Origin of the sequence: Paracoccus alkenifer, assembly GCF_900108405.1 — a bacterium.
Taxonomy (GTDB): Bacteria; Pseudomonadota; Alphaproteobacteria; order Rhodobacterales; family Rhodobacteraceae; genus Paracoccus; species Paracoccus alkenifer.
This window is the reverse complement of the sequence record NZ_FNXG01000002.1, coordinates 126,191-144,257: the sequence shown is the minus strand read 5'-3', so window position 1 is coordinate 144,257 and position 18,067 is coordinate 126,191. Positions and strand designations below refer to the sequence as shown.

21 protein-coding genes and 1 tRNA gene are annotated in these 18,067 nt (G+C 69.1%); 12 read left to right on the top strand and 10 right to left on the bottom strand.

Annotated features, from left to right (window positions below):
• Genes BLW83_RS04875 through BLW83_RS04865 form a run of 3 tightly spaced genes read right to left on the bottom strand, consistent with a single transcriptional unit; the run spans position 1 to position 1,419 of the window.
• The gene (locus BLW83_RS04875; protein WP_090846220.1) at positions 1 to 549 is read right to left on the bottom strand and encodes a DUF2155 domain-containing protein; all 549 of its coding nucleotides are present in this window, start codon (positions 547 to 549) and stop codon (positions 1 to 3) included.
• Positions 546 to 1,037, bottom strand: a complete 492-nt coding sequence (gene mlaD, locus BLW83_RS04870; RefSeq protein ID WP_090846218.1) for an outer membrane lipid asymmetry maintenance protein MlaD — start codon at positions 1,035 to 1,037, stop codon at positions 546 to 548. The genes BLW83_RS04875 and mlaD overlap by 4 nt, the downstream gene beginning before the upstream one ends.
• Positions 1,038 to 1,044: 7 nt before the next feature.
• Positions 1,045 to 1,419, bottom strand: a complete 375-nt coding sequence (locus BLW83_RS04865) for an NADH:ubiquinone oxidoreductase subunit NDUFA12 (protein ID WP_090846216.1) — start codon at positions 1,417 to 1,419, stop codon at positions 1,045 to 1,047.
• A 189-nt stretch (positions 1,420 to 1,608) separates the two neighbouring features.
• Between BLW83_RS04865 and BLW83_RS04860 the strand changes: the two genes are divergently transcribed.
• On the top strand, positions 1,609 to 2,205 hold the full coding sequence (locus BLW83_RS04860; protein ID WP_090847464.1) for a (d)CMP kinase: 597 nt from the start codon (positions 1,609 to 1,611) through the stop codon (positions 2,203 to 2,205).
• An 89-nt stretch (positions 2,206 to 2,294) separates the two neighbouring features.
• Here the strand turns inward: BLW83_RS04860 and BLW83_RS04855 are convergent, their stop codons facing one another.
• Complete coding sequence (locus BLW83_RS04855) at positions 2,295 to 2,756, bottom strand: GatB/YqeY domain-containing protein (RefSeq protein WP_090846214.1); 462 nt, start codon at positions 2,754 to 2,756, stop codon at positions 2,295 to 2,297.
• A 135-nt stretch (positions 2,757 to 2,891) separates the two neighbouring features.
• On the opposite strand from BLW83_RS04855, the gene carA reads away from it, so the two are divergent.
• The gene (carA, locus tag BLW83_RS04850; RefSeq protein WP_090846212.1) at positions 2,892 to 4,043 is read left to right on the top strand and encodes a glutamine-hydrolyzing carbamoyl-phosphate synthase small subunit; all 1,152 of its coding nucleotides are present in this window, start codon (positions 2,892 to 2,894) and stop codon (positions 4,041 to 4,043) included.
• 130 nt (positions 4,044 to 4,173) lie between these two features.
• A complete protein-coding gene (locus BLW83_RS04845) occupies positions 4,174 to 6,138 on the top strand; it encodes a glycosyltransferase (protein ID WP_245728640.1) in 1,965 nt (654 codons plus the stop codon).
• A 13-nt stretch (positions 6,139 to 6,151) separates the two neighbouring features.
• On the opposite strand, the gene BLW83_RS04840 is transcribed toward BLW83_RS04845, so the two are convergent.
• Positions 6,152 to 8,977 (bottom strand): [protein-PII] uridylyltransferase family protein, encoded by a 2,826-nt coding sequence (locus BLW83_RS04840; RefSeq protein WP_090846209.1) that lies wholly within the window; start codon positions 8,975 to 8,977, stop codon positions 6,152 to 6,154.
• Positions 8,978 to 9,261: 284 nt separating this feature from the next.
• On the opposite strand from BLW83_RS04840, the gene BLW83_RS04835 reads away from it, so the two are divergent.
• From BLW83_RS04835 to ilvN, 3 genes are all read left to right on the top strand, one after another.
• Positions 9,262 to 10,071 carry an arginyltransferase gene (locus BLW83_RS04835; RefSeq protein ID WP_090846208.1) on the top strand — a complete coding sequence of 270 codons (810 nt, stop codon included), beginning with the start codon at positions 9,262 to 9,264 and terminating at the stop codon, positions 10,069 to 10,071.
• 207 nt (positions 10,072 to 10,278) lie between these two features.
• The gene (locus BLW83_RS04830; RefSeq protein ID WP_090846206.1) at positions 10,279 to 12,042 is read left to right on the top strand and encodes an acetolactate synthase 3 large subunit; all 1,764 of its coding nucleotides are present in this window, start codon (positions 10,279 to 10,281) and stop codon (positions 12,040 to 12,042) included.
• Positions 12,043 to 12,051: 9 nt separating this feature from the next.
• Positions 12,052 to 12,612, top strand: a complete 561-nt coding sequence (ilvN, locus tag BLW83_RS04825; RefSeq protein ID WP_090846204.1) for an acetolactate synthase small subunit — start codon at positions 12,052 to 12,054, stop codon at positions 12,610 to 12,612.
• A 109-nt stretch (positions 12,613 to 12,721) separates the two neighbouring features.
• Here the strand turns inward: ilvN and BLW83_RS04820 are convergent, their stop codons facing one another.
• The gene (locus BLW83_RS04820; protein WP_245728639.1) at positions 12,722 to 13,564 is read right to left on the bottom strand and encodes a M48 family metallopeptidase; all 843 of its coding nucleotides are present in this window, start codon (positions 13,562 to 13,564) and stop codon (positions 12,722 to 12,724) included.
• Between the two features lie 142 nt (positions 13,565 to 13,706).
• On the opposite strand from BLW83_RS04820, the gene BLW83_RS04815 reads away from it, so the two are divergent.
• Entirely contained in the window at positions 13,707 to 13,949 is a 243-nt protein-coding gene (locus tag BLW83_RS04815) for a hypothetical protein (protein WP_090846202.1), read from the top strand.
• 3 nt (positions 13,950 to 13,952) lie between these two features.
• On the opposite strand, the gene BLW83_RS04810 is transcribed toward BLW83_RS04815, so the two are convergent.
• On the bottom strand, positions 13,953 to 14,216 hold the full coding sequence (locus tag BLW83_RS04810) for a DUF167 domain-containing protein (protein WP_090846200.1): 264 nt from the start codon (positions 14,214 to 14,216) through the stop codon (positions 13,953 to 13,955).
• 100 nt (positions 14,217 to 14,316) lie between these two features.
• On the opposite strand from BLW83_RS04810, the gene BLW83_RS04805 reads away from it, so the two are divergent.
• Positions 14,317 to 14,880, top strand: a complete 564-nt coding sequence (locus BLW83_RS04805; RefSeq protein WP_090846198.1) for a nitroreductase family protein — start codon at positions 14,317 to 14,319, stop codon at positions 14,878 to 14,880.
• A gap of 35 nt (positions 14,881 to 14,915) precedes the next feature.
• Here BLW83_RS04805 and BLW83_RS04800 read toward each other — a convergent pair whose 3' ends face one another.
• The gene (locus tag BLW83_RS04800; RefSeq protein WP_090846196.1) at positions 14,916 to 15,185 is read right to left on the bottom strand and encodes a DUF1467 family protein; all 270 of its coding nucleotides are present in this window, start codon (positions 15,183 to 15,185) and stop codon (positions 14,916 to 14,918) included.
• Entirely contained in the window at positions 15,185 to 15,589 is a 405-nt protein-coding gene (gene mce, locus BLW83_RS04795; protein ID WP_090846194.1) for a methylmalonyl-CoA epimerase, read from the bottom strand. The genes BLW83_RS04800 and mce overlap by 1 nt, the downstream gene beginning before the upstream one ends.
• A gap of 172 nt (positions 15,590 to 15,761) precedes the next feature.
• Here mce and BLW83_RS04790 point away from each other — a divergent pair, with 172 nt between their 5' ends.
• On the top strand, positions 15,762 to 16,448 hold the full coding sequence (locus BLW83_RS04790) for a response regulator (RefSeq protein WP_245728687.1): 687 nt from the start codon (positions 15,762 to 15,764) through the stop codon (positions 16,446 to 16,448).
• Positions 16,449 to 16,452: 4 nt separating this feature from the next.
• Here BLW83_RS04790 and BLW83_RS04785 read toward each other — a convergent pair whose 3' ends face one another.
• Positions 16,453 to 16,722 (bottom strand): DksA/TraR family C4-type zinc finger protein, encoded by a 270-nt coding sequence (locus BLW83_RS04785; protein ID WP_090846190.1) that lies wholly within the window; start codon positions 16,720 to 16,722, stop codon positions 16,453 to 16,455.
• A 222-nt stretch (positions 16,723 to 16,944) separates the two neighbouring features.
• Here BLW83_RS04785 and ihfA point away from each other — a divergent pair, with 222 nt between their 5' ends.
• The 3 genes from ihfA (at position 16,945) to BLW83_RS04770 (ending at position 18,067) form a co-directional block, all read left to right on the top strand.
• The gene (gene ihfA / locus BLW83_RS04780) at positions 16,945 to 17,244 is read left to right on the top strand and encodes an integration host factor subunit alpha (RefSeq protein ID WP_073060500.1); all 300 of its coding nucleotides are present in this window, start codon (positions 16,945 to 16,947) and stop codon (positions 17,242 to 17,244) included.
• 24 nt (positions 17,245 to 17,268) lie between these two features.
• A complete protein-coding gene (locus BLW83_RS04775; RefSeq protein ID WP_090846188.1) occupies positions 17,269 to 17,889 on the top strand; it encodes a MerR family transcriptional regulator in 621 nt (206 codons plus the stop codon).
• A 100-nt stretch (positions 17,890 to 17,989) separates the two neighbouring features.
• Positions 17,990 to 18,067 (top strand) — tRNA-Pro (locus BLW83_RS04770).

Genomic DNA, 18,067 nt, shown 5'->3' with positions numbered 1-18,067 from the left:
TCAGCCGTCGTCGTCATCCTCGACGGGGGTGGTCTCTCCGTCCGGGTCCATGCCCTCGCCGCCCTCTGGCTCGGCGGTGTCCGGCTCATAGGTCAGGTCGGGCAGCGCCAGCCCGCTGCCGTCGTCGCAGGTCACCACCCAGATGTCATAGCGCGAATCGTCCAGCGCCGACAGCGCCGGGGACGAGGCGATCATCCAGCCGGTGAACAGGGTGCGGCGGCTGTGGGTGTCGGTGATGGTCAGCTGCGCAAACGCATCCGAATCGGGGTCGGCGGCGGGATAGCGACACTCGCCCAGCCGCACCTCCAGCCGGCCAAAGACCAGGCTGTCGCCCACCAGCAGCGGCAGGTCGGTGCTTTGTCCCGACACCTTGTCCAGCCCGCGCAGCAGCGCCGCATTGGCCCGCGTCACCTGCCCCTGCACCAGAGGCGAGACCGATTCGGCGCGGGTGCCCGGCGCGATGTCGGTGCTGGGCCGCACGGGCGGCACCTGCGACCACGCGGGCGCGGCCGCCACGGCCAGCGCGACCATCAGGGCGGGACGGATCATTGCGCCCCCCCCGTGTCCGGATCGCCCGGACCATCCGCGGGCGCGCCCTGCGAATCGGCGAATTTCATCAGCAGGGCCAGCAGGCTGACGGCACCCTGCACATCCTCGATCTCGTCGCCCGGCCCCAACAGCTCGACCGCGCCGCCGGGGCGCAGCTCGATATAGGATCCGCCCAGCAGCCCGTCCGACTGGATCAGCGCGGCGCTGTCGGCGGGCAGCAGGATGTCCCGGGGCAGGCGCATCTCGGCCTCGGCATAGTAGGTCTGCGGGTTCAGGCGAATGTCCGAGACGCGGCCGACGCGCACCCCGGCCAGCCGCACCTCGGTGCCCTTTTCGACGCCGGCGACATTCGGAAACGAGGCGATCAGCGGATAGCTGCCCCGCCCGGCCCCGGCCCAGCCGCCCGCCGACCACGCCAGAAACCCCACGGCCACCACCAGCACGGCGGCGCCGACCAGCAGTTCGGCCCTTTCGGCGGCGGCGGACACCGCGGGCTTACTCGGGCTGCCAGGCGTCGTAGTCGCGGCGGCGCGCCGGCTCGGCCTGCAACAGCGACCCGGTCGGGCGATAGGCGCCCGGCAGGCCGGTCAGGTTCGGCAGATGCGGGCGCTCCCACGGTTTTTGCGGCAACGGCGCGCGGGTCGGAGGCTCGTCCCAGGTGTGGTGCAGCCAGCCATGCCATTCGGGCGGCACGCGGCTTGCCTCGGATTCGCCGTTGTAGATCACCCAGCGGCGCTTGCCGTCAGCGGTCTGGTAATAGATATTGCCCTGCTGGTCCTCGCCGACCTTGTTGCCGAAACGGCGGGTCCAGACCTGCGTTCCCAGGGTCTGGCCGTTCCACCAGGTCAAAATGCGATCGACGATCCACATGGGGCAACTCCGCTCTGGCGCGACTGGCCCACCATATCGCGCATCAAGGCGCCAAGGTCCAGCGCCTTGCGCAGCCTGCGGCCCCGGCCGGCGCTGAATTGAAACACCCCCGCCCAGCCCTTGCCCCGCTTTCCCCCTGCCCGCCGATATGGCATGACCCCCCTGCCCGCCCCGCAACCGGAGACCGCCATGCCCTTTACCATCGCCATCGACGGCCCCGCCGCCTCGGGCAAGGGCACGATCGCGCGGGCGCTCGCGCGGGAATTCGGCTTTCCGCATCTCGATACAGGGCTGCTTTACCGGGCGGTGGGCGCCATCGGCGGCGACCCGACCACGGCGGCCCGCAGCCTGACGCCCGACGACCTGCTGCGCCCGGGGTTGCGCACCGCCGAGGCCGGACAGGCCGCATCGCGCGTGGCCGCCATCCCCGAGGTCCGCGGCGCGCTGATCGAATTCCAACGCCGGTTTTCGCGGCAAGAGCCGGGGGCGATCCTCGACGGGCGCGACATCGGCACGGTGATCTGCCCCGGCGCCGAGCTCAAGCTCTATGTCATCGCCGACGACCAGACCCGCGCCGCGCGCCGAGCGGCGGAACTGGGCGCCGATCCGGCGGCGATGCTGGCGGAGCTGCGTGAACGCGACGCCCGCGACGCCGCCCGCGACACCGCCCCCCTGCGCGCCGCCCCCGACGCGGTGATCCTCGACACCACCGCGATGAGCATCGAACAGGCCGTCGCCGCCGCCGCCGCCATGGTGCGCGAACGGCTGAACAACCCCGCAAGCTGACGCGGCCCGCGCCGCTGGCGCCTTTTCTTCATCATCCAAATATCCCGGGGGTCCGGGGGCTGGCCCCCGGCCCGGCGTGGCCCCGTTCATCACCCCATCAGCCGCGCCTTCACCAGCGCGCCGGCAGCGCCGAAATCCATCTGCCCGGCGTGGCGCTCGCGCAGCGCGCCCATGACGCGGCCCATATCGCGCACCCCGGTCGCGCCCAGCTCGGCGATCACCGCGTCGATCGCGGCCGCGACCTCTGATTCGTCCATCTGCCGGGGCAGGAACTCCTGGATGATGCCGATCTCGGCCTGTTCGCGCTCGGCCAGCTCCAGCCGCCCGCCCTCTTCATAGGCGCGCGCCGATTCCTGGCGCTGCTTGACCATGCGCGACAGCAGCGCGACCAGGTCGCCTTCGGTCAGCCGGCCCTCGCCCGGCTCGCCCCTTGCGGCGATCTCGCGATCCTTGATCGCGGCCCCGATCAGCCGCAGCGTCGACAGCCGCAGCTGGTCTCTCGCCTTCATCGCCTCTTTGGTGGCGTTCTGGATACGCTCGCGCAGTTCCATGTCGTTCCCCGTTACCTGACCCGTCAGGGTTGCCCCTGCGCCCCGCCACCGTCAACCCGCAGCGTCCCCATGATCGCGCCCTTGACCCTGCCGGCTGCTTCCCCTAGCACTCGGCCGATTTTCCGGGGGTTCAAGATGGAACAGAAACCGACCGCGTGCCTGGCACTGGCCGACGGGACGATCTTCTATGGCCGCGGCTTCGGCGCGAGCGGCGAGGTCGTGGCAGAGCTTGTCTTCAACACGGCGATGTCGGGCTATCAGGAAATCATGACCGACCCCAGCTATGCGTCGCAGGTCGTGACCTTTACCTTTCCCCATATCGGCAACACCGGCATCACCCCCGAGGACGACGAATCCCCTGACGCGGTCGCCGCCGGCATCGTGGTGAAATGGGATCCGGGCGAGCCCTCGAACTGGCGCGCCACCTCAGATCTTGCCTCGTGGATGGAAAAACACGGGCGCATCGGCATCGGCGGCATCGACACGCGGCGCCTGACCCGCGCCATCCGCGAACAGGGTGCGCCCCATGCGGTGCTGGCCCATGATCCGCAGGGCAATTTCGACACCGCCGCCATGGTCGCCCGCGCCCGCGACTGGCCGGGGCTGGTGGGGATGGATCTCGCGCGCGAGGTCAGCTGCACCCAAAGCTATCGCTGGTCCGAGGGGCACTGGACCTGGCCCGGCGGCTTTAACCAGACCCGTCCGGAAAACCCGCTGCGGGTGGTGGCGATCGACTATGGCGCCAAGCGCAACATCCTGCGTTCGCTGGCGGAATCGGGCGCCGATGTCACCGTGCTGCCCGCCACCGCCACTGCCGAGGACGTGCTGTGCCACAACCCCGAGGGCGTGTTCCTGTCCAACGGCCCCGGCGATCCGGCCGCAACCGGCGAATACGCGGTGCCGATGATCCGCGAACTGATCGCCCGCGACCTGCCCATCTTCGGGGTCTGCCTAGGCCACCAGCTGCTCGCGCTCGCGCTTGGCGGGCAGACGGTCAAGATGCCCCACGGACACCACGGCGCGAACCATCCCGTGCGCGACATCGAGACCGGCCGGGTCGAGATCACCTCGATGAACCACGGTTTTGCGGTCGATTCGCAGACCCTGCCCGAAGGGGTGGTCGAAACCCATGTCAGCCTGTTCGACGGATCTAACTGCGGGCTGCGCATGGCGGATCGTCCCGTGTTTTCAGTGCAGTATCACCCCGAAGCCAGCCCGGGGCCGCATGACAGCGACCATCTGTTCACCCGTTTCGGCAAGGCGATGCAGGACCGCCGCGCCGGCTGAAAACCCGGGCGCCCGTTAACGGCCGTTTAAACATTTGGGTGCATCAAGGGGCGATTCCGTCGCTCCGGGTGCACCGATGTCCGTCACGAATTTTAGAAAAGCCGCTGCCGAAACGCGCCCGACAGGCCCTGTGACAGGCCCTCTGCCGGACCGGGCGCCGCCGTTCCGGCTGCGGGCGGCGCGGCCCGACGACCGGCCTGCGGCCCGCCCCAGCGGGCGCGACGAACGCGCGTTGGGCCAGATCCTGCTGGACGACGGCGCAGTCGATGCGGGCAACCTGTTCAAGGCGCTGATCGTCAACCGCGCGGAATCGGCGCGGCTGGGGGAAATCCTGCTGGCGCGCGGCTGGGTGACCGCGCAGGCGCTGACCCGCGCGCTGTCGAAACAATGGCGGACCAGCAGCGTGGACCTGACGGCGATGCCGCCCGATCCGCGGCTAATCGACCTGGCCGGTGCCGACTGGTGCCTGACGCATGGCATCGTGCCATGGCGGCGCACGGGCGGCGTCACCTTTGTGGCCGCCGCCTGGCCCGAGCGGTTTCAGGGCGCGCGACAGCATCTCGAATCGCGCCTCGGCCCGGTGCGGATGCTGCTGTGCACCGACAGCGACTGTTCCTCGGCACTGCTGGCCACCCGCCGCACCGCGCTGATCCGGCAGGCGGAAAGCTGCGTTCCCCCCGAATACAGCTGCCGCACCCGCAACGAAGCCCGGCTGGGGCGGATGCTGCTGGGATTGATGGCGACGCTGGCGCTGGGATTGTGGCTGGCGCCGCTACTGGTGCTGGTGGTGGTCAGCCTGCTGACCATCCTGACGCTGGTGGCGACGACGCTGCTCAAGGCGCTGGCGTTCCGCCGCACGCTGCGCGACCTGCGCGAGGCGCCGGCACCCGCGCTGGACCCGCCGATGGACGGGAAATGGCCGATGATTTCGGTGATGGTGCCCATGTTCCGCGAGGAAAGCATCGCCGACCGGCTGGTCGGGCGGCTGGCCGGGCTGACCTATCCGCGCGAGCTGACCGACGTGCTGCTGGTGGTCGAGGAAACCGACCGCGTCACCCGCGCCGCGCTGGACGGGGTAAAACTGCCTTTCTGGATGCGGGTTGTGACCGTGCCCGACGGCCCGATCCGCACCAAGCCGCGGGCGCTGAACTACGCGCTGAATTTCTGCCGCGGCGACATCATCGGGGTCTGGGACGCCGAGGATCGCCCCGAACCCGACCAGCTGCACCGCGTCGCGCGCCACCTGCATTTCGCGCCGCCACAGGTCGCCTGCGTGCAGGGCGCGCTGGATTTCTACAACCCGCGCACCAACTGGCTGGCCCGCTGCTTTACTCTGGAATATTCCGCCTGGTTCCGCGGGGTGCTGCCGGGGCTGGCCCGGATGGGGCTGGTGGTGCCGCTGGGCGGGACGACCTTTTTTATCCGTCGCACCGCGCTGGCCGAGGCCGGCGGCTGGGACGCGTGGAACGTGACCGAGGACGCCGATCTCGGGGTGCGCCTGGCCCGGCTGGGCTACCGCACCGAAATCGTCGCGACCACCACCCATGAAGAGGCCAATTGCCGCCCCCTGCCGTGGGTCAAGCAGCGCTCGCGCTGGCTCAAGGGATTCGCGATGACATGGGGCGTGCATATGCGCAGCCCCATGCAACTGGTGCGCGAAATCGGTTTCTGGCCTACCGTGGGGTTCCACCTGCAAATGCTCGCCACCGTCCAGCAGTTCCTGCTCGCCCCGGTATTATGGAGCTTCTGGCTGTTCTCGCTGGGGTTCGTCCACCCGCTGGCAAGCCTGACCGGCGCGTGGATGGGTGCGGCGATCATCGCACTGTTTCTGATCTCCGAGGCGCTGAACATCGCGGTCGCGGTCTGGGCGGTCCGGCGCACCCATCCCGGGCTCGGGCTGTGGGCGCCAACGCTGTATTTCTATTTCCCGCTCGCCTGTCTGGCCGCGTGGAAGGCCGCCTATGAAATCGTGGCCAAGCCGTTTTACTGGGACAAGACCCTGCACGGGGTGTTCGACCAGACGGCCGACGAAACCGCCGGTGCCGCGCAATCGCCCCCGGGGCCGACGGTTCCGGTCACCGGCATGATCGGGTGACGGAGTGATAGCCTCAGCCCTCCGGCGGCGATTGCGCGTCGATGATGTCCCCGGCCGCCGCGATCAGCCGCTCCAGCCGCGCGCGCAATGCGGCAACATCATCGCAGCCGGTTTCGCGCAGCAGGAACTCTTGCCCGCCCTGCCCGATGGTTTCCAGGTCAAGCGGGCGTTCGGTCAGCAGTCGCGCGCCGCAATAGAGCCTCCACAGGAACTCATGCGCCCGCACCAGCCGCTCGGCAGCCTCGGCCCCGACCAGCCCGGCCTTGACCCCGGCGCGGATCTGCATCCCGGCCCGACGAGAGACGGATCCCGCCCGCAGTGCCAGCGTCTGGGCGAAAAGCTCGATATCTTGCAACCGGCCGCGACCCAGACGGCGTGTCAGGGCTGTGTCATCGCCCAGGCTGCTGAAAATTCGCGCCCGCATCTGCTGGAAATCCGGCATCACCCGCGGATTGGTGCCGCAGCGGGCCAGGATTTCATGCCGCAAGGCTTCGATTCGCAGCGACAGGGGCGCGATGTCTGCGGTGGCCGATCCCGGAATCACCGCAACCACGCGGGCGCGGGTCAGGGCAAGATGTTCCCAGGTCCACGCCTCGTGCAGCTGATAGTCGGAAAACGCCCCGATCGAGGTCGCGACCGGCCCCTGCCGCCCCGAGGGTCGCAGCCGCATGTCCACCTGATAAAGCCGCCCGGCCGCGGTGGGCGCGGTCAGCGCCGCCAGCAGCGCCTGCGTCAGCCGCGCGTAATAGGCGCGCGTGGCCAGGGGCCGCGGTCCCTCGGACGCCTCGGCCCCGTTGGCGTCATAGATCACCAGCAGGTCGAGGTCGGACAGCGCATTCATCTGCCGCGCCCCCAGCGACCCCATGCCCAGCACCGCCGCGCCCATTCCCGGGGCCGGCCCGTGGCGGCGGGCGAATTCCCCGGCCACCAGCGGGGCCAGCGCCGACAGCGCGGCCTCGGCCAGATCCGCGTAATGCTGGCCCGCCTGCTCGGCCTCGATCAAGCCGCGCAGATGGTGCACGCCGACGCGGAACTGCCATTCATGCGCCCAGCGCCGCGCCGCATCCAGCGCACGCTCATACCCGCCGTCGGGGGCGGCCATGGTCCGGTCCAGCGTTTCGGCAAGCCCGGCGCGCAGCGTGGCCAGACCGGGCCAGGGCGCAAAGAACCGCCCCGCGATCACCGCGTCCAGCACCTCGGGGTGGCGTGCCAGATACGAGGCCAGCGCCGGCGAGGTCGCGCAGATATCGCCCAGCAGGTCGATCAACGAGGGATTCGATTCGAACATCGAAAACAGCTGCACGCCCGCAGGCAACCCGCGCAGGAAACTGTCAAAGCGCGCCAATGCCTCGTCCGGACGCGCCGCGCGGAACAGGCTGGCCAGCACCTGCGGCTCGATCCGCCCGAACAGATGCCGGGCGCGGGCCGAGCGCAGGGCCGGATAGCCCTGCCAGCCCTCGACCACCGAGGACTGCTCCTCGGTCAGTTCCGGACGGGCGGTGTCCGGCGCAGCGGCGGGTGCGAAAAAATCGCCGGTCAGATGCTCGACCCGTTGCAGCCGCGCCTCCAGCCGCGAGACCCAGCCAGAGCGGTCGCTCTCGCCCGACAGCCCCACGATCAGGGCAATGGCATCGTCAGTGGTGGGGACCACATGGGTCTGCGCATCATTCACCATCTGGATGCGATGCTCGATCTCGCGGTGTTCGCGGTAATGGGCGGACAGATCGGCGGCGACATCGGGCGGAATCCAGCCCTTTTCGGCCAGCGAAGCCAGCGCCTCGACCGTGCGGCGAGAGCGCAGGTCCGGGTCGCGACCGCCGGCGATAAGTTGGCGGGTCTGGGCAAAGAACTCGATTTCACGGATGCCCCCCCGCCCCAGCTTCAGATCGTGACCCGGCGCATGGATGCCGCCATGCAGCCCCTTGTGATCACGAATCCGGCGCCGCATGTCGTGGGTATCCTCGACGGTCGCGAAATCCAGGTGCCGCCGCCAGACAAAGGGCCGCAGCGCCGCCAGAAACCGCGCCCCTGCCGCCAGATCGCCCGCGCAGGGCCGGGCCTTGATATAGGCGGCGCGTTCCCAGCTGCGGCCCTCGCCCTCGTAATACGCCAGCGCGGCCGAGGCAGAGATGCAGACCGGCGTCACCGACGGGTCGGGACGCAGCCGCAGATCGGTGCGGAACACATAGCCGTGCGCGGTCAGGTCCGACAACGTCGCCGCCGCCTTGCGGGTGGCGCGGATCAGCGCCGCGCGGACCTCGTGCTGGTCCTCGGGCGCATAGGCATCATCGTCGTAAAGCACGATCAGGTCGATGTCCGAGGAATAGTTCAGCTCATGCGCGCCCATCTTTCCCATGGCCAGCGCAAAGATCCCCGCCGCATCCGGGCTTGCCCCCGGCCGGGCGGCCGGCAGCTTGCCGCGCCGGATCTCTGCCTCGACATGGGCGCGCAGGGCGAGGTCCGTCGCACGATCGGCAAGCCGGGTCAGCGCGTCCGTCACCTGATCCAGCGACCACGCGCCCCCCAGATCGGCCAGCGCCGCGAACAGGGCCACCCGCCGCTTGGCCTGGCGCAGGGCCGGCCCCAGCTCGGGCGGCGGCAGCGACCCAAAGCCGGTGGTTTCGGTTGCAACCAGCGTGGCGGGGGTCTGGCCGCGATCGGAGGCAGCGGCCAGCCAATCGGCCTCGCGCGCGATCAGCCCGGCCAGATAAGGGCTGGACCCCGCCGCACCGGCAATCAGCGCCGACAGCTGCGGCCCAGCACCGGGCAGGCTGGCGGCGGCGGCCCGGGCACGGTCCACCGGCAGCGGCAGGCGGGTAATGTTGTCGGAAAGCTTCATGCCCCTGCCCCGCTGGCGATTTCCGTTTCACCGGCCGCGCCACCGCGCGCGCCACCGCCCCCGGCACCAGCCAGAAATCCCGTGACGGGATCGGCGGGAACATGCGCGGCTGGACAGTTGCGAGCCAGCGCGTGTCTTCGGCGCTTGTCCAGCACCGCGGCAGTTGCTACCGTCGAGTGATTCCCGCGAAGCGACGCAATTTTCCGGCCCCTGCGCATGTTCATCGTCCCTGCCAGCCCCCCCGGACCCGGACCAGCCATGGATCCTTCCAGGCGGGGCGTGTGATGCGGCATTCCGGACTGAACGCACCGCAGTTCTATGTGACCGGGCCGCAGCCCTGCCCGTATCTGCATGGCCGGGCCGAACGCAAGCTTTTCACTGCGCTGACCGGCGACCGCGCGCGCGAATTGAACAACGCGCTGTCGCGACAGGGGTTTCGCCGCTCGCAGAACGTGGTCTATCGGCCCAGCTGCGAAAGCTGCGTCGCCTGCATGTCGGCCCGGATCAGGGTCGCCGATTTCTGCCCCTCGCGCAGCCAGCGCCGGGTGCTGAAACGCAATGCAGGGCTGATCCGGCTGGGCACCAGCGCCTGGGCCACCGACGAACAGTTTGAATTGTTTCGCCGCTATCTCGACCGCCGGCACGCCGATGGCGGCATGGCCGACATGGATATCTTTGAATTCGCCGCGATGATCGAGGAAACCCCGGTGCGCACGCGGGTCTTTGAATACCGCGATCATCCCGCCGACGAGCAGGCGCCGCTGGCCGCGGTCTGCCTGACGGATATCCTCGACGACGGGCTGAGCCTCGTCTACAGCTTTTACGACCCCGAACGCCGCCCCGACAGCCTGGGCACCTGGATGGTGCTGGATCATGTCGAGATGGCGCGGGCGGCCGGGCTGCCCTATGTCTATCTGGGCTACTGGGTGCCGGGCAGCCGCAAGATGGCCTACAAGGCCGGCTTTGGCGCGCTGGAAATCCACAAGGGCGGCGTCTGGCAGGACATCGGCCGCCCCGAGGATCACGAGGATGAGGCTCACCCCCTGTCCGTGGACCCGATTGTCGAGCAGGTGGCGCGAATCCACCTGCCCTGAGACCGGCTCCGGCCCTCGAACGGCCGGCTTTGACGCCACAGGTTGCGCGGCGCCCCGTGCTATCGTAATTTTCTTGCGCCAAACCGCACGGCCGCGCCATTTTTCCCAAATCACGGCATTGACCCGCCCCAACTCGCCGACTAGCTTGCGGCAGCGCAGCAGAGCCCGCCGCTTTGCCGCAAATCTTACGCGAACAGGGGGTCGGAGATGTCCCGAAGCATGACGGGTGCAAGAATGGTGGTCGAGGCGCTGCGCGATCAGGGCGTCGATACCGTATTCGGCTATCCCGGGGGCGCCGTCCTGCCGATCTACGACGAGATTTTCCAGCAAAACGACATCAAGCACATCCTTGTGCGCCACGAACAGGGCGCGGTCCACATGGCCGAGGGCTATGCGCGTTCCACCGGCAAGCCGGGGGTGGTGCTGGTGACCTCGGGGCCGGGCGCGACCAATGCGGTCACCGGGCTGACCGATGCGCTGATGGATTCGATCCCGCTGGTGGTGCTGACGGGCCAGGTTCCGACCTTCATGATCGGCACCGACGGGTTTCAAGAGGCCGACACCGTGGGCATCACCCGCCCCTGCACCAAGCACAACTGGCTGGTCAACGACACCGACAGCCTGGCCGAAACCATCCACCGCGCCTTTCACGTAGCGACCGCGGGCCGGCCGGGGCCGGTGCTGATCGACATCCCCAAGGACGTGCAGTTCGCGACCGGCACCTATCTGGGACCGAAACAGATCGCGCCCTCGCGCTATCAGCCCGCACGCAAGGGCGACGCCGACGCAATCACCCGGCTGGTCGAGCTGATCGAGACCGCCGAGCGGCCGGTGTTCTATACCGGCGGCGGCGTCATCAACTCGGGCCCCGCCGCCAGCCAGCTGCTGACCGAGCTGGTGGACGCGACCGGATTCCCCGTCACCTCGACGCTGATGGGGCTGGGTGCCTATCCGGCCAGCGGCAAGAGCTGGCTGGGAATGCTGGGGATGCACGGGCTGTACGAGGCCAACATGGCCATGCACGGCTGCGACCTGATGATCAACCTGGGCGCGCGTTTCGACGACCGCATCACCGGGCGGGTGGCCGATTTCAGCCCCGGCTCGATCAAGGCGCATGTCGACATCGACCCCAGCTCGATCAACAAGGTGATCCCGGTCGAGTTGCCGATTCTGGGCGATGTCGGCCATGTGCTGGAAGATCTGCTGAAAATCTGGAAGGCCCGCGGCCGCAAGACCAGCCCCGCCCTGCAACAATGGTGGGCGCAGATCGAACAGTGGCGGGCGCGCGACTGTCTGGCCTACAAGCCCTCGGACAAGCTGATCAAGCCGCAGCACGCGCTGGAACGGCTTGAGGCGCTGACCGCCGGCCGCGACCGCTATATCACGACCGAGGTCGGCCAGCACCAGATGTGGGCCGCGCAGTTCCTGCATTTCGAGGGGCCGAACCGCTGGATGACCAGCGGCGGGCTGGGGACCATGGGCTACGGGCTGCCGGCCTCGATCGGCGTGCAGGTCGCCCACCCCGAGGCGCTTGTGATCAACGTCGCGGGCGATGCCAGCTGGCTGATGAACATGCAGGAAATGGGCACGGCCGTGCAGTTCCGCGCGCCGGTCAAGCAGTTCATCCTGAACAACGAACGGCTGGGGATGGTCCGCCAATGGCAGCAGCTGCTGCACGGCGAACGCTACAGCCAGAGCTGGTCGGAAAGCCTGCCCGATTTCGTCAAGCTGGCCGAGGCATTCGGCTGCAAGGGCCGCCAGGTCCACGACCCGGCCGATCTGGACGACGCCATCCGCGAGATGATCGACAGCGACGTGCCCTTCATCCTCGACGTGCTGGTGGAAAAACACGAAAACTGCTTCCCGATGATCCCGTCGGGCAAGCCGCATAACGAAATGCTGCTGGGCGACGAGATCGCGGCCGACGACATCGGCTCGGCGATCAAGTCCGACGGCGCGGTGCTGGTGTAAGGGGGCGTCATGTCTGCACTCAAGATCGAACGCGGCGCATCCAGCCACTCGGCCTATGACCTGCGCGACTATCACGCAGCGGGCGAGGAACGGCACACCCTGTCCGTGATCGTCGATAACGAGGCCGGGGTGCTGGCCCGCGTCATCGGGCTGTTTTCCGGGCGCGGCTATAATATCGACAGCCTGACCGTGGCCGAGGTGGACCACACCGGCCACACCTCGCGCATCACGGTGGTCACCCGGGGCACCCCGGCGGTGATCGAGCAGATCAAGGCGCAGCTCAGCCGCATCATCCCGGTGCACGAGGTCCACGACCTGACCGTCGAGGGCGCCTCGGTCGAGCGTGAGCTGGGGCTGTTCAAGGTGGTCGGCAGCGGCGAAAAGCGGGTCGAGGCGCTGCGCATCAGCGACATCTTCCGCGCCAATGTCGTTGATTCGACGCTGGAAAGCTTTGTGTTCGAGATCACCGGCGCCCCGGAAAAGCTGGACGCCTTTGCCGATCTGATGCGCCCGCTGGGTCTGGCCGAGGTCGCCCGCACCGGCGTCGCGGCCCTCGCCCGCGGCCACTGAGCCTTCAACTCCGGAAATGACCAGCCCCGCGGTGCCTCCATGCGCACCGCGGGGCTTCTTTCTGGTCCAAATACCCATTGCGGCCGCGACACAGGCGCGGCGGTCCCGCTTACCGCGCGCGTCCCGCCCTCACATCCGCGACCGCCCGCGCGACCTGCGCCTGCCGCTGCGCGTTCGACGGGTGGCTGCCCAGGATCCGGTCGCCGGGGTCGGGGATGCGGGCAAAGAACTCGGCCCCGCGGATCGGGTCGAACCCTGCGTTCAGCGTCAGGATCGCGCCCAGATAATCGGCCTGCAATTCCCAGTCGCGGGAATAATAGCGCGCGCCTACCTGCGCCCCCATCTGCTGGGCCGCCTGAATCGTCGCGAGATCCGCCCCCGAGGCCGCAACGATCCCCGACATGATCACCGCCCCGGCCCGGGCCGCACCGCTGCGCTGGCCGATATGGTTGAGAATATGGTGCGAGGCTTCGTGCCCCACCACGAACGCCAGCTCATCGGCATTCCGGGCCGCCGCGATCAGCGCCAGCGTAAAGCCGATGATCGGCCGGCCGTTGTCGTCCAGCGTCTGGAATGCGTTGATGTCCAGCCCCGAGCGGTCGTCCACCACAAACTGGAAATCACAGTTGATCGGCTGGGTGCGGCGCAACATGCATTCGCGCTCGACCGCCGGTTCCATCACGCGGATCACGGCGGTGAAATTCGATGCCGCCGCCTGCGGTGTGGCCGGCGCGCCCGATGTGGTCTTGATGATCACCGGATCGGCGGGCGGCGTCCCCGGCGGCGGCATCGGGATGTCGCCGGGCACGCCGCAGCCGGCCAGCACCGCGACCGCGGCCAGCACCAGCCAGCGCAGCCCCGCCCTGCCCGCGGGCTGCGCGGTTTTTCCCGCGTCCCCCCGGTTCGCTGCCGCAATCGCAGTCGTTGCCGCGATTCCCGCCGCTGTCGTCATGTCCACCCGTCCCACACGCGTATTGTTCCTGCGGGCAAAGCTACAGCTTAAACCGCGCGGCTGCAAAGCTCCGGGGTTGCGGGGCCCCGCCGCTCACGCGAATGTTGCAGACACCCCACATCGTTTCCGCAAAGGCCCCGCCATGTTCACCATCGAGCACGATTTCGACGCCACCGTCATCACCCTTGTGGACGAGGCACCCCCCGGCACCCGGCCGCTGAACGAGGATGTGGTAATCCTGAATTTCGACGACCGCGTGGTGATCGAGCAGATGGAGCCGGGCGGCGACGGCGTCTCGCGCATCGTGCTGACCATGGAGCAGCTGAACGAGCTGCGGCTGGCCCTGAACCTGCCCGAGGGCAATTACCGGCTGGCCCCGCCCTGACCCCTAGGGATCCACCCGAAACAGCTTGTCGCGCGCGGTGGCGCCTCCGACCAGCGTCAGCCGCGAGGGCGCGATCCGCAGCGCACGGGCCAGCAGCTTGCGCACGGCCGCGTTGGCCTTGCCATCCTCGGGCGGCGCGGTGACGCGGATGTGGATGGCGCCGGCCTCATCGCGCGTCAGCGCCTCGCGCCCGCCGCGGGGCGTCACGCGCACCGCGATCCGCGCCCCCGGCACGGCAAGTTCGGACAGGTCGGGCGGCTTGCTCATGGGCTTGGGGTGGCGCGCGGGGGGCGCTGCGTCAAGCCCGGCTTTCCATCCGCGGGGGCGGGCTGTAGCCTCGGTCCGCATTTTACCGCAGGAGCTGCCCATGTCCGCCAACCCCTCCGCGCTCGATTTCCTTGCCGGCCGTCGCTCGCGCCCGCCCAAGCTGCTGCACGCGCCCGGACCCGATCGCAAGGAACTGGCCCGGCTGCTGACCGTCGCCGCGCGGGTGCCCGACCACGGCAAGCTGGAACCCTGGCGCTTTGTGGTGTTGGAGCGGGCGACGCTGGACCGGCTGGCGCCGCTGCTGGCCCAGCATGTGCGCGCGACCGGAGGGGACGAGGCCGCCGCCGAAAAGGCAAGCAGCGCCTTTGCCTCTCCGCTGATCGTCGCGGTGGTGTCGACGCCGGTGGATAGCCCGAAAATCCCGTTGTGGGAACAGCAGATGTCGGCCGGCGCGGTGTGCCTGTCGCTGCTGAACGCGGCGCTGGCGGCGGGCTGGGGGGCGGCGTGGCTGTCAGGCCCCGCGGCAAGCGACGATTTCGCCCGCGCGCACCTGGGCGTGGCCGAGGGCGAACGCGTCGTCGGGCTGATCCATATCGGCACCGGCCCCGACGAGGTTCCCGACCGCCCCCGCCCCGACGTCGCGGCGCGGACGGTCTTTTTGTGACACCGCCGGCTGCGGCCCCCGCGCGGGGCCGCAGCTCAGGGCGTCAGCCGGTTGAAATCCATCATGTCGGCCCGGGTCACGATCCCCGAGGCAAGGAACATCCAGATCGCCCCGACCAGCAGCACCGAAATGACGGTAGCCCAGATCGCCTTTTTCCCCAGCCCCGGGCGCACCGGGGCGCCGGCGGGCGTGCCGGGGACGATGTGCCCGGCCTCTTCCTGGGTTTGCTGCCCCCAGGGCAGCAGCAGGAACATCACGAGAAACCAGATACTTGCGAACATGACCGCACCGCCGGTGATCGTCATCAGACCTGCTCCAGCTCGATCAGGCAGCCGTTGAAGTCCTTGGGATGCAGGAACAGCACGGGCTTGCCATGGGCGCCGATCTTCGGCTCTCCGTCGCCGAGGATGCGCGCGCCCTGCGATTTCAGCGTGTCGCGGGCGGCAAGGATATCCTCGACCTCATAGCACATGTGATGGATGCCGCCCGAGGGGTTCTTGTCCAGAAACCCCTTGATCGGGCTGTTTTCGCCCAGCGGATACAGCAGTTCGATCTTGGTGTTGGGCAGCTCGATGAACACGACGGTGACGCCGTGGTCGGGTTCGTCCTGCGGCGCGCCGACCTTTGCGCCCAGCGTGTTGCGGTATTGGTCGGCCGCCGCGGCCAGGTCCGGCACGGCGATGGCGACGTGGTTCAGGCGTCCGATCATGCGAGGCTCCTCAGCTTTCACCCTCAATAGGCCGGACGGGGGCCAAGGAAAAGTCCCGCGGGGCCAGCGCGCTTAACCGAGCGTTAGGACAATGGCGGTTAATCTGGGCTTACGGATGATTCGAGGGGATGCTGCCATGAATTCCAATCAGATTGCCGCGCATGACGCACCGATGCCGCTGTGGCCGGTGGCGCCGCCGGGGCGGCCGCTGGCCGGGCTGACCGTGCTGGTGGTCGAGGATTCGCGCTTTGCGTCCGAGGCGGTGCGCCTGCTGTGCCTGCGCTCGGGCGCGCGGATCCGCCGCGCGGACTGCCTGCGCACGGCCGCGCGGCATCTACAGATCTATCGGCCTGCCGTGGCCATCGTCGACATGGGGCTGCCGGACGGCGACGGCGCGCAGCTGATCGCGACGCTGGCCGGGCTGGTGCCGGTGGTGCTGGGCATGTCCGGCGACCCCGACACCGAGGCCGGGGCAATGGCCGCGGGCGCGAACGGTTTTCTGGCCAAGCCGGTGGAAAGCCTGGCGCTGTTCCAGCACATGATCCTGTCCAACCTGCCCGCCGACGCACGGCCGATGGGGCCGCGCGCGGTGCCCAGCGAAACCCTGCGCCCCGACGCCAGCGTCCTGCACGACGACCTGGCCCATGTGGCCGATGTGCTTGCCAGCGCCTCGGATACCGGCGCCATCGACTATATCGTCAGGTTCCTCGCGGGCGTCGCCCGCTCGGCGCGGGACGAGCCGCTGGAACAGGCCGCTGTCGCCCTGGCGCGGGATCATTCAGCCGGGCGGGCGCTGGCCGCCGATCTCGCGCGGATCAGCGGGCTGGTGCAGGATCGGCTGGCGGCGGGGCGCGGCTAGTCGCTTAGCGCAGCTGGCTGTCCTTGGAACCGCGCCTGTTGATGCCGGCGCCGGGGACAAAGCGGCGGTCGGACTCGGACTGGCAGGCGACGCATAGCGTGACCCCCGGCACGGCCCGGCGCCGCGCCTCGGGAATCGGCTCGTCGCATTCGGCGCATTCGCTCAGGCTTTCGCCGCCTCGGCGGTTGCGCAGCCGCATCCGCGCCAGCGCCTCTTCGGTGCTGACCTCGATCTGTTCGTTCACCGCGCCATCGGTGGCCCATCCGCCGGCCATGGCAACCCTCCGTGCCAGGAAAGAATACATTGCCCGATAGGTAGAAATGGGCGTGATTGCCGGCGCAGGCAAGGGGTATCGCCGCCCGCCCGGCGGCGGAATTTCGGCCCCGTCGCGCGGGCGGGATGGATTATCGCGGCCAGATGCGGAACGATCCCGCCTTGGGGCATGTTGACTTTGCACTTGAGGATCAACAGTCTGTCAGAAACGAAAGGCTGGCGAATGAGCGACAAGACACTGACCCGAATGGATCTGGCCGAGGCGGTCTTCCGCGAGGTCGGACTGTCCCGCCACGAAAGTGCCCAGCTTGTGGAAAGCGTGCTGGGGCATATTTCCGACGCACTGGTGCGTGGCGAACAGGTGAAGATTTCGTCCTTCGGCACGTTTTCGGTGCGCGACAAGAACGAGCGTATCGGCCGCAACCCCAAGACCGGCGAGGAAGTCCCGATCACCCCGCGGCGCGTCCTGTCATTCCGGCCGTCGCATCTGATGAAAGAGCGGATCGCCGCCGGAAACCGCTAAAAAGGCGCGACAGGAGCCGGGGACATGAAATCGCCGCAAGCTTTTCGCAGTATCGGCGAGGTCGCGCAGCTGATCGGGGTCGCGACCCATGTTCTGCGTTACTGGGAAACCCAGTTCCCCGCGCTTGCCCCCGTGCGCCGCCCGGACGGGCGCCGCTATTACCGCCCCGATGACGTGCAGCTGGCCGCCGGGCTTTGCGTGGTCATGCGCGAAGAGGGGCTGACCATCCGCGGCGCCCGCCGGCTGATCGCGCTGGACCGTGGCGAGGGGCTGCGCGAGCGCGGGCGCGAGCGTCTGGCCGCGGCCCCTGCCCCGCCCGAGATGTCGGGTGATTCGCGCGCCTCGGGCCGCGGCCCGGCCCGCAAGGCCCCGAACACCCGCAAGCCCGCGACCGCGCGCCTTTCACAGCCTGCCCCGCAGCGATCCGGCAGCGACCTGCCGCTGTTTCCCGAACTCGACCGCCCCTCGGTGCCGGCGGAAACGCCCGCCGCCGACTCAGCCGGCGGCTCGCACGGATGGCTGGCGCGGCTGGCCGCCACCGCCGGGGCGCTGCGCCAGCATTCCGCGGCCCTGCCGCCCGCGGCCCGCCCCCTGCGCGACGCGATCCGCGACGCCATGGACCGCACCCCCGGCCAGCCCGTGTGACCGGTTCGTCGCCGCCAATGAAATCAACGGCGAAGAAACCCGATTTCGATGCACCGCCCCCCTTGTGCAGCCCTCATGCTTCGCTCTATATGGCCGGCGTCGGGCCGTGGCGCAGTCTGGTTAGCGCGTCCGTCTGGGGGACGGAAGGTCGTGAGTTCGAATCTCGCCGGCCCGACCA